General features: G+C 35.5%; 9 protein-coding genes. 5 read left to right on the forward strand and 4 right to left on the reverse strand.

Features of this window, described 5'->3' with window-relative positions:
* Positions 1-45 precede the first annotated feature (45 nt).
* Entirely contained in the window at positions 46-1659 is a 1614-nt protein-coding gene (locus PLA12_08545; protein ID HOQ32549.1) for a carbon starvation CstA family protein, read from the forward strand.
* Here the strand turns inward: PLA12_08545 and PLA12_08550 are convergent.
* The 4 genes from PLA12_08550 to PLA12_08565 are packed head-to-tail and all read right to left on the reverse strand — an operon-like array spanning position 1656 to position 6154.
* On the reverse strand, positions 1656-2765 hold the full coding sequence (locus tag PLA12_08550) for a glycosyltransferase family 4 protein (GenBank protein ID HOQ32550.1): 1110 nt from the start codon (positions 2763-2765) through the stop codon (positions 1656-1658). The two genes, PLA12_08545 and PLA12_08550, sit on opposite strands and share 4 nt — an antisense overlap.
* Positions 2762-4351 (reverse strand): alkaline phosphatase family protein, encoded by a 1590-nt coding sequence (locus PLA12_08555; GenBank protein HOQ32551.1) that lies wholly within the window; start codon positions 4349-4351, stop codon positions 2762-2764. The genes PLA12_08550 and PLA12_08555 overlap by 4 nt, the downstream gene beginning before the upstream one ends.
* Positions 4352-4396: 45 nt before the next feature.
* Entirely contained in the window at positions 4397-5179 is a 783-nt protein-coding gene (locus PLA12_08560; GenBank protein ID HOQ32552.1) for a tetratricopeptide repeat protein, read from the reverse strand.
* Positions 5180-6154: a hypothetical protein gene (locus PLA12_08565; protein ID HOQ32553.1), complete on the reverse strand. Its 975-nt coding sequence runs from the start codon at positions 6152-6154 to the stop codon at positions 5180-5182. It abuts the gene before it with no gap.
* A 116-nt stretch (positions 6155-6270) separates the two neighbouring features.
* On the opposite strand from PLA12_08565, the gene PLA12_08570 reads away from it, so the two are divergent.
* The 4 genes from PLA12_08570 to PLA12_08585 form a co-directional block, all read left to right on the forward strand.
* Positions 6271-7695 carry a hypothetical protein gene (locus tag PLA12_08570; protein ID HOQ32554.1) on the forward strand — a complete coding sequence of 475 codons (1425 nt, stop codon included), beginning with the start codon at positions 6271-6273 and terminating at the stop codon, positions 7693-7695.
* A 52-nt stretch (positions 7696-7747) separates the two neighbouring features.
* Complete coding sequence (locus PLA12_08575) at positions 7748-8581, forward strand: sugar phosphate isomerase/epimerase (GenBank protein ID HOQ32555.1); 834 nt, start codon at positions 7748-7750, stop codon at positions 8579-8581.
* Positions 8582-8587: 6 nt separating this feature from the next.
* A complete protein-coding gene (locus PLA12_08580; protein ID HOQ32556.1) occupies positions 8588-9571 on the forward strand; it encodes a metallophosphoesterase in 984 nt (327 codons plus the stop codon).
* 301 nt (positions 9572-9872) lie between these two features.
* Positions 9873-10647, forward strand: a 775-nt coding sequence (locus tag PLA12_08585; protein ID HOQ32557.1) for a hypothetical protein, incomplete at its 3' end; no start/stop codon positions are given.

The following is a 10647-nucleotide window of genomic DNA, read 5'->3' on the forward strand; positions in this document are numbered from 1 at the left end:
TATGTGTGATATAATTTTTTAAATATAAGTCAGGAGGGTTTAGCAATGATTTTACTTTTAACAATTCTGGGAATTATTTTTTTTGTCGCTGCTTATTTTACCTACGGGAATTTTTTGGTGCGTATATTTGACTTAAGAAATGACCGAAAAACACCCTCCGAAGAATTATATGATGGGATAGATTATTGCCCAGCACATCCATCTGTTTTATTAGGACATCATTTTGCATCTATCGCCGGTGCAGGTCCCATAGTAGGTCCTATTACTGCGGGTGGTTGGTTTGGCTGGCTGCCGGTTTATTTATGGGTGGTTTTGGGTTCTATTTTCATAGGTGGTGTTCATGATTTTGGTTCGTTAGTGGCATCTATGAGACATAAAGGTTTATCTATAGGGGAAGTAATAGAGCAATGGGTTAGCCGAAAGGCAAAAATTTTGTTTTTATGTTTCACATGGCTTGCTTTGGTTTTAGTGATTGCTGTGTTTTTACAATTATCTGCCGATACTTTTGTCCAAGACCCTGCCGTTGCTTTTTCTGCAACATTATATATTTTTTTGGCTCTTATTTTTGGGTTGATGATTTATCGCTTTCATATCCCATTGCTTTATGGCTCAATTGTTGCTATTCCCATTGTTTTAATCTCTGTGTGGATAGGTAAGATGACTTTTATTCAAGAAAATTTTGTGTTGTCCATGGAAACATGGCGTTGGTTACTAATTGGTTATATCTTTTTTGCTTCTGTTTTACCTGTTTGGCTATTGCTTCAGCCACGGGATTATCTTGCTTCTTACTTGCTTTATTTTGCAGTACTAATAGCCAGTATAGGAATATTGTTAGGTGGAAATTCATTTGAAATATCTTTGCCAGTATTTAAATCATTTGCTCCCGATAAAAATACTTATCTATGGCCTATGTTATTTGTTACAGTCGCTTGTGGTGCGGTATCGGGTTTCCATTGTATGGTTGCAAGTGGAACTACATCGAAACAGATAAGATGTGAGACGGATGCAAAACCTGTGGGCTATGGGGCTATGTTGTTAGAAGGTTTTGTGGCAATTATTGCTTTGAGTTGTATTATGTTAGTAGGAAAAATTCCTAAAGAGGGTGGACCTCTTGCTGTTTTTGGCGAGGGTTTTGCAAAATTTGCGGCGATTATCCATATTAATCCAAATTTGGGCAAATCATTAGGTCTGTTGGCGGTTAATTCTTTTATATTAACAACATTAGATACATCTACTCGAATAGCGCGATATCAGTTACAAGAACTTAGTAGAATGAAATTAGACCGTTTTTCTGCAACAATAATTAGTATTGTTGCGGCTATGTTATTGCTTTTTATTCGTACCGGTGATGAGCCTACATGGAAGATAATATGGCCTATTTTTGGAGCATCCAATCAATTAGTAGCTGGGATTGCTTTACTCGGGATTATGGTTTGGGTTGCAAGAGGTTTAGGGAAAAAATATTATTTTGTCCAAATTCCCATGATTTTTATGCTTATCACCACTATTTCAGCATTAATACTTTTTATGATAAGCAATTTTCGTAACCATCAGTATATATTAGTTGTTGTTGCTGCTTTATTGATTTTCCTTGCTGTTTTGCTGATTTTGGAAGCATGGACTGTGTTTCGTCGTTTTCGGAAAGGTCAATTAAGTTAATGTTTTTGGATACATAAAAAGCATAAGTCTTCTAAGGCTTTTCCTACAATTTCAGGATTATGTTGGGTTTGAATAGTATCACGAGCATTTTTACCTAATTCTTCACGAAGTGAAGGTGTCCTTATAAGTGTAATAAGTGATTGAGCAAAATTTTCTAAATCATTATCAGGGACGACCATTCCGTTAAAACCATTTTTTATTCCATAGGCAGAACTTTCACAACAAACGATAGGTTTTCCACTTGCCATGGCGTTGAGTAGCTTAATTGGATAGCCAGACCATGATACACGAGGTATTGCCATTATAGAATCTTCCTCAAGTAGTTTTTTTAATGAGTCAAAAGTGCCAATATGAACAACTTCTGCACCTTGTATTTTTTGTTTTTCAAATGTACCTATGATTAGTCGTGTTTTGGGGATTTCTTTTCGCACACGCTCTATGACCTGAAAAAGAAAGTCAAGATTTTGATATGGGTCTAAATTGCCTGTGTATAGAATTGGGGGAAGGGTATCTTTTTTAACTTGACTTATAGGGAAGGAGGCAGAATCTATAGGAGGGGGGATAATACGGAGTTTTTCCTTCTTTATTCCTTTTAACAATAAATTTGCTCCAAGTCGTTCATGAGGCGTAACAATGTAATCTGCTTTTTGCGGAAACTTTCTATCCATGTATCTCCCTAATAAATGAAAAAAGTCCTTTCCACGGTCAAAATAGTAGGGCAATTCATCACTCATTGCATTGTGGGCATGATAGATAACAGGACGAATACCAGACATGAGAGCAATGATAAGACCTTCATAATTATGAGCGAAAAGGATTTGAATGTTTCGTTCACGGCAGACCCTTTGTACTGTTTTTACCATGAGCAAATCAAGCCAGATTTTTTTTATGGAAGGTCCTGCGGAAGTTCGATTTTCACCAGGAATATTAGGACCTCGATGTATTTGAAAATTATCCGTAGAATGATTTGTCCCGTAACCATATACAATTAGATGGATTTCATGCCCTCTTTGTCGTAAAGCAAGTGCATTTTCACGAATAAATGCCTGTGACCCTTGAGGGACAGGATATGGACAGCCTGCCACGAATGCTATTTTAAGACTCATTGCCAATAACCTATCGTTTTCATTTGTTGAATTAAAACCCATTCCTCGTAAGGAGTTAATTCTTTTTCATCCCTATCAGGGAATTGGAAATCAGGGTCTATTAAAAGAGAACCTAACAATGGTTTTCCATCAAGGGGAGGACAAGGAATTTGCAGCACAGCGGCAATAGTGCTTGCTATATCTTCAATAGAGGCACAATTATTACTTATCTTTTCGGATATACAAAGAATCCCTTCCTGTTTGTGATGACCATTCATTCCCTGTCCCTTTGCTCCTTGAAATTCATCAGGTTGAAGAATGTGAAATGTATCAATGCCTCTGGAACGGACACAGCAAGGTATTGCTCCATTATCCTCTTTTATTTCAAGTATTATATCAGGTGCTTTTTCTGTAAAGGGACCTTTGTATAAATCTTCACGGAAATGAGCATCTTTTATAAATTGCCATTTCTTTAATTCCCCACATAAATGATAAACAAATTCAAAATAATTTTCTTCGGGGATAATTCCATAGGGTTCTCTACCTTTTAAATTAATTCGCACAGAAGGGAAATAATCTAATTCTTCAGAAAATGCAGAGGTGTTTTGCCAATCAATTCTTGAAAAACGGGATTGACTTTCCAATTTCTCGGCATAACCTTTGAAGTATTTGAATAGATGAGTTTGCAAGGAATAAGGAAATACTTTTAGTGCAAAATCTTTTAATACAGGGGTTTTATAGGAACGAAAATGTAAGTACCCCTTTTGTGCAAGCCAATTATTAAGGTATAACACGGTTTTACTGGAGGATTGGAAACCATGGTCAGATACGAGCAAAATTAAACAATCCTTATATTTTTTTCGGATTGCCTCTATAATTTTTAGAAAAATTGAGTCGAGATATTGATAAATGGTTGGGATTGCTTTTTTAAAACCATCTTGATAACGAGGAGAGGATTCATCCCAGAACATCCAGAAATGATGACTTACAGTGTCTGTTTCATTGAATACCGAAATAAAAAGGTCCCATTCTTCATTTTCTAATAGATTTATAATAACTTGCTCTTTCTTTTTTAATCGTTCCAGCAATTTTGTTACTGTTTTTAAGTGCCACCCTTTTTTAATATTACTTTCGTTAATGCCTCCATATCCCCAGTCTTTAACAATGGGAAAGATTTCATGAGGATATACTTGTTCAGGGGTGATTTTCCCAGGTAAAGGTGATACAAAACCGGAAATCATAATACCATTAATTTTTTCTATCGGATATGTCCCGGGCACACCTACTACAATACTCTTTCCCCCAGCCTTCGTAAGCCAATTCCAGACAGATGGAAATTTGCGAAAAGAGCCATTGGTAAAACGGATTTGATAAGTTCCGTTCACCATTTCAGTAAAATCAAAATAGCCGTGTTTTCCGGGGTTAACACCGGTAAAACAAGATGTCCACGCTGGAATGGTCGCGGGAGGTATTGTTGAAATAAGATTAAGAAAGGAGCCACCTGAGATAAATGATTTTAATGTAGGCAACCATCCTTCATTTATCCCTCTTTCTATTACTTGTCGGGTTGCCCCATCCCAACCTATAACAGCAACTTTTCTATTCATAGAAATCGGAGATTAAGGGAATATAATTTATATTTGGATTAATGATTACAGTTTTAATATATAAGGGGCTAAAATCCATGCCCAACCACCCAATCCGATACTGGCAACTATTCCCAGAAAGGATAGCCAAAAGAGGAAAAAGTTTAATATCATAATTGCAAAGGATGAACTAAAAGACAGTTCTCTTTTTACCGCCAGCCACCATGCCCCTAAAAACCAGCCAATAATGGGGATTAAATTTAAAAAGGTAAGTAATGCGGTATCTATAAACCAGTTCGTTATAGCAATGACTTTAGTATCTCCAAATGTTTGAGACCTTGTCCTTTGCAAGGACAACCAGAAAAGACCTTGCATTAAGAGTGGCCAGAGTAAAGCAAATGCTAGGGTCCCTTCCAGTGATACCGAAACCCAATCTTTATTGATAGTTATCATTAATCCCCACCATCCAATGAAAGGCATTCCTATAGAAAATAGGAATAACAAAAGCCACAAAACCCGTTTCGCGTATTCCCAGATAATAGATGCGGGCGATTGTGGCTCTCTTGTTAGAGTATGAGGCAGGGCATTTGCTTCTTCCGCCCATTGCATTATTTTTTCTTTTAATACCTTTGCTTTTTCATCTCTGTATCGGGCTAACAACTCATCACATAGCAGCATAGCATCAGCGTAGTTTCCTAATCGTGCAAGGCACATTGCTCGACCATAGGCAACTTTCTTTTCTCCCGGATTTTCCTGCTCGAGTTCATCGAGTAGTTTTAATGCTTCGGTATATTTTTTTTCTTCGTATAAACTTTCTGCCTGTTTTAATTTTTGTTTGCTTGTTAGCATTTATGAAGTATTCCCATTTGCAGGTTTTTGTTGTGTTGTTGATACGCTACCTGATAGTAATGCTTTCAATCGCTCTTTTTCCTGAACAGGTAGATTATTGTATATCTTTTCTAACACTTCTTTCGATTTTTTTGCAACTACTTCATTCGTTTGTCTTTTATCAGTAATTTTTAATTCTAATTGAACAATAAAGTCGTTTAATTGACGATTTAATTTACTGATCTCCATTTGTGTGGAATCTAATGGCTTGGGAATCTGAGGATTTTCTATCCATAAAGGATTAATCTTTTCATGTTTTTCAACAGCGAATGCCTGATATATAGGGTCTTTTTCAGTACACTTTTGATATTGTTCTAAAAAAAATGAATATAAGGCATCTATTCCTGCTATCTGAATTTGGGGTTTTTCATTAACCCTTTTTACAATTGTCAATAGTGTTTTAAAATATTCATCTTTTCTATTATTTATAAGCATTTGGAGATGAATACTAAACAAACTCTTTGATTTTCTGTCAGGGATACACTGATTTAATAAGAATAATCGAAGATCAGGTTCTTCCTGTTCTTCCCCCATACTATATATTAAATAGTCAACTTCTGAACTTTTATCAATGAGGATTCCGCAATATTCCAACACATAAGCAATATTTTCTTCACATTTAAGAGATATTTCTTCTTCATTCCAGTTTTTTTGTTTTCCTTCTTCTCTTGCTGATTTAATACTTTCACGACATGCCCTTATAAGTTCTCGTGGAGTAAGTGAACGGAATAAATCAAACGGATATTTTTTATTAGCCGTTTGGGAGTATTTGCTTTTGGTAGAAACATCAGTTACTCTTATCTCGTCGAATTGTTGGATTAGTCCTTGAATATGTTCCCAGTAATTACGGATAGGTTGATTGGGATTTTCTGAAGGGGATGTATTCGTTTGTGAAACAGCAAAAAAAACTACAGCTATCACTAAATCAATAAACATGGTGTATACTTCAAATTATTTAAAGTTTGTTTTTTTACTTCTTTAATAATTAAAATCTACTTTATTTTATTATATATGGATATAGGTAAAACAATTTAACGATATAGGGAAATATTATGCAAAAATTGTATTTAAATTTTATGAAAGCATCTTTTTGTTTGTTCCTGATTTTTTGTTGTAGTTTGTCCTATGCTCAGGGGTTATTTACACCGGCACTTCCCAGTGGTTTAAAAGCCTATGCACCCGATTGTTATTTTCAGGTAGTTCCTCGTATTGTTCCTGCGGATAAGGAGACTACAATTCAGATTATTTCACGGTTTGAGTCATTCCCTAAGCCACTTCATACCTATCGAATGACTTATACACCTGTGGGAAGATATGCAACACAGACAGGCTGGACTAAGGCACAGGCAGAAGAAATTATTCCTCAAAATAATATTTTTTCAATAAAAAAATATTTTGAAGCGGAACAGGAACATATTTTTAAGTTGGAAGAGATTACCCCGGATAATAAAGTTAAAGAAATAGGTAGTTTTCACATATATTCCTTAAAACCAGATTTATTTGCACTGCGCCCTTATAAAGGAGATTTCCACATGCATAGTTACCGTTCCGATGGAAGAGAATCTCCGGGATATGTAGCAGGAGCATGTAGAAGAGCGGGTTTTGATTTCATGGGGTTATCTGACCATCGGAATTATTCAGGTTCATTAGAGGCGATTAAACAATTTGAGGGATTGCCTATTGACTTGCGTCTCTATCCTTCGGAAGAAGTTCATCCTCCTGATAATCCTGTCCATTTTATAAGTTTTGGAGCAAAGGAAGGAATTACAGAACTTTATAGAGCGGATGATAAAACCTATCGTGAAGAAGTTCAAAATATAATGAATACTCTTGGTGATATGCCCTATGGCGTGGATAAATTTCAATATGCTTCCTGTCTGTGGGCATTCCAGAAAATAAGAGAAAGAGGCGGATTAGGTGTTTTTGCACATCCATATTGGAGACCGGGAAATACAAATTATATTGCGAATGCCTTGGTGGATTATCTTTACGAAACAACAATTTTTGATGCAGTAGAACTTATCAGTGGTTTTGGTTGGGATGAACTACAAGAAGTGGATGTAAATAATTTGCAGTTGGCAAAATATATCGAAACAAAATCAAAAGGGAAGAAGGTTCCTATAGTAGGCATAAGTGATAGTCACAGTTGTGAAAATCACGATATGTTTGGAAGATATTATACAATTTGTTTTTCTCCTTCACTTGAATTAAATGATTTAATTCATGCCATCAAAGAAGAAAATGCTGTTGCCGTTGAAACACCGGGTGGACAATTGCCCCGTCCTTACGGGCCCTATCGTTTAGTAGCCTATACACACTTCCTGTTACGCTATGTCTTGCCTTTGCATGATGAGATGTGTTTTGAAGAAGGAAGGCTGATGATTGAGTATGCAGGTGGAAACAAAAGTATCATTGAAAATTTGAAATTATTACAAGGACAGGTTCAGAAATATTATGATATGATTTGGGCGAAATAAAAAACTTCTATATACAAAATTTCATTTACTTTATTTTTATAAAGGAGATAATATGTTTGTCGGAATGTTAACCGCACCTTTTGCAGACCAACCTTTGGATAAGGTAATTGATTTTGCAGAAACAGCAAACATAGCAGGTCTGGAAGTTATTGCTTATCCAGGAAGTCGTCATATTGACCCTATAAAATTGGATAAGAGTAAAATTAAATCTATTCGGGATAAGTTGGAAGACCGCTGTTGTGTTATTACTTCTCTTGCTTACTATGATGCTTCAATAACAGACCCTAAAAGATGTAAAGTGGTTCAAGAAACAGCAAAGCAGGTGATAGCATCTGCGGCTAATTTAGGAGTGGATACTGTCTGTATGTTGAGTGGCTTTCCTGCTACCGGTATGAGCAAAATTGAGACAATAAGAAAGATTTTACCTAAGGCATTTTTACCTATTTTGTCTTACGCACGCAAGAAGAATGTTCGAATTGCTCTGGAAAATTGGTTCCAAACGAATTTACAGGGATTAGATACCTTCGAAGAAATGTTTAATACGATACCCGATGATAATTTTGGATTAAATTATGACCCTTCTCATCTGGTTCATCAAGAATGTGATTATTTGTTCCCAGTGCGAGAGTATAAAAGTCGAATTTTTCATACACATGCAAAAGATACATTGATTGATTATGCAAAGAAAGCAAAAACGGGAATTTATGGAGAAGGATGGTGGAGGTATGTATTGCCTGGGTTTGGTGTTATACGGTGGGGAGAATATATAAGTCATCTCAAGCATAATGGATATGATGGAGTTTTAAGCATTGAACATGAAGATAGCAGTCAGTCTCGTGAAGAAGGTTTTATAAAAGCAACATGGCATTTGGAAGCATTCTGCTAAACAAAAATGGAAGAAGAAGATATCCAGCAAGAACAACAAAAAGATATAGATGAGTTCGAGTTAAAACGAAAAGAACTCTGGGAAAAAAGAATTCAATTAGAAAAGAAATTTAATTTGTATGAAGGGGATGAGTTCCAAAAAATTAATGGGTTCGAATATCTGAAGACAAAAATAATATCTTTTTTATTAAGGTGTTTAGGACTTTACAGAAAAGGGGAATTCAACGCTTCGAAGATTAATCTGCGAAAGATAAAATTTGTTTTTCCTGATATCCCCAAAGAATTGCATGGATTTAGAATTTTGTTCGTTGCGGATTTACATTTGTCCCAAACTTATCTGTCCTGGTTTATTTCAGGGGCGAGTATCTTACAGCAAATTAAAATACCCGTAGACTTAATTTTATTAGGAGGAGATTATCGTTTCGGTTATTTTGGTCCTGAAGATTTTGTTATCCCGATGATAAAAGAAATGTTTGAACCTGTGGAGTCAAAATATGGGATATATGGAGTGCTGGGAAATCACGATATTAGTTCGGTAAGGGAAAAATTTGAAGAAGTCGGAATACATATTTTAGTAAATGAAGGGGTAGAGATAAATCATAACGGGACCAAATTATGGATTGCCGGTGTAGATGTTCAGCATGGATTTGAATGTGCTGATGTAGCATCTTCCATCGTTCACGCCCCAAAAGAGGCTTTCAAGATTATGCTTTCCCATTCTCCGGAATTAATAGAAGAGTCTTTACTCTGGGGTATCCAACTATATCTTTGTGGTCATACCCATGGAGGACAAATTGGATTGCCATTATTAGGACCTTTATATGTTAATGCCCATTGTAAACGAAAATTCGCTTCAGGTAAATGGGAATATCGGGAGATGAAAGGATACACTACGACAGGATTGGGTACCACTGATGTTCCCGTTCGTTTCAATGCAGAACCAGAAATAGTTTTGATAGATATAGTAAAAATACCTTATGACTTGAAATAACATTTTTTAATATGATATAAGTGAAAGAGAATGGCTTTTTATTTTTTTAAAAAACAAATAAAATATTTGACAAATGTGTTAAATGTTTGTTAAATTTAATGATATTAAGTTTAGTTAAAAAAAAATGATAGGAATAGAAAATTTTTTCAAAAAAATGTTTGGAAAAATTTTTTAAAATAATTTGCATTTTAGTAAAGAAATATGTTATATATAGTTTAAAGTTTTTTTAACTTTAAGGAATAAAGATTTGAAGAGTAAAAAAATAAATATAACAACTCAATCAAACATGAGGAGTTAAGCAATGTACAAGAAAAATTTGTTAGCGCTGGTTTTAGTTATCCAAATTATCCTGTTGCTATCAGGATGCACCCCTAAAATTGGTGTAAGTCCTACTTCCATAGATTTTGGAAAAGACTTAGACCAGGCAAAGATTAAGGTCTGGAATGATAAGTTTATCATTCTGAAGAAACTTGTCTTTAAAGTTGAAAGTGATGTTGACTGGGTAGTTGGTATTATGCCTACTCAGGATGTAAGTAAAAAGAAAAAGGATGTAAAAGAAGTTACAATCCTTGTCTCTCGTGAAGGATTAGAAGCGGGTGAACATACAGGAAAAATAATTGTATCTCAGGTAGACCCAAAAACAGGTAAAAAAGTAGTTCCACCTGTAGAGATACCTATTAAAATTACAGCAGAAGGTGGTGAAGGAACACCCGAAGGAACACCTGAAGGTGAAAACCCGACACCATCTGTTGCAAGTGTTTTAGAGTCTCTGGGAATTGGAGGAGGAGGTTCAAACTTTACATACGATGATGTTGCTAATAATTTAGGACAAATTAAAGCCAAATTACAAGAAATTTTAGGTCTGACTGTCAATATAGAATTATTGAGAGAATGCAGCAGTACAATACAAGAGAATTATTTTATTCGTCAGGTTCCAGTAGCCGGTGCGACAATTTTGAATGGTGGAACTTTGCAATTGTATTTCTCTTCTGGACTATGTGAAGAAGGCGAAGGCGTAGTAGAAGGTACACCCGAAGGCACACCGGAAGGCGTAGTAGAAGGTACACCCGAAGGTA

Source organism: Candidatus Hydrogenedens sp., assembly GCA_035378955.1.
Classification (GTDB): Bacteria; Hydrogenedentota; Hydrogenedentia; order Hydrogenedentales; family Hydrogenedentaceae; genus Hydrogenedens.

Coding starts and splice junctions, on each gene's coding strand:
- PLA12_08555 (HOQ32551.1), bottom strand. CDS start 4,351: ATGAATAGAAAAGTTGCTGTTATAGGTTGGGATGGGGCAACCCGACAA.
- PLA12_08565 (HOQ32553.1), bottom strand. CDS start 6,154: ATGTTTATTGATTTAGTGATAGCTGTAGTTTTTTTTGCTGTTTCACAA.
- PLA12_08545 (HOQ32549.1), top strand. CDS start 46: ATGATTTTACTTTTAACAATTCTGGGAATTATTTTTTTTGTCGCTGCT.
- PLA12_08580 (HOQ32556.1), top strand. CDS start 8,588: ATGGAAGAAGAAGATATCCAGCAAGAACAACAAAAAGATATAGATGAG.
- PLA12_08575 (HOQ32555.1), top strand. CDS start 7,748: ATGTTTGTCGGAATGTTAACCGCACCTTTTGCAGACCAACCTTTGGAT.
- PLA12_08570 (HOQ32554.1), top strand. CDS start 6,271: ATGCAAAAATTGTATTTAAATTTTATGAAAGCATCTTTTTGTTTGTTC.
- PLA12_08550 (HOQ32550.1), bottom strand. CDS start 2,765: ATGAGTCTTAAAATAGCATTCGTGGCAGGCTGTCCATATCCTGTCCCT.
- PLA12_08560 (HOQ32552.1), bottom strand. CDS start 5,179: ATGCTAACAAGCAAACAAAAATTAAAACAGGCAGAAAGTTTATACGAA.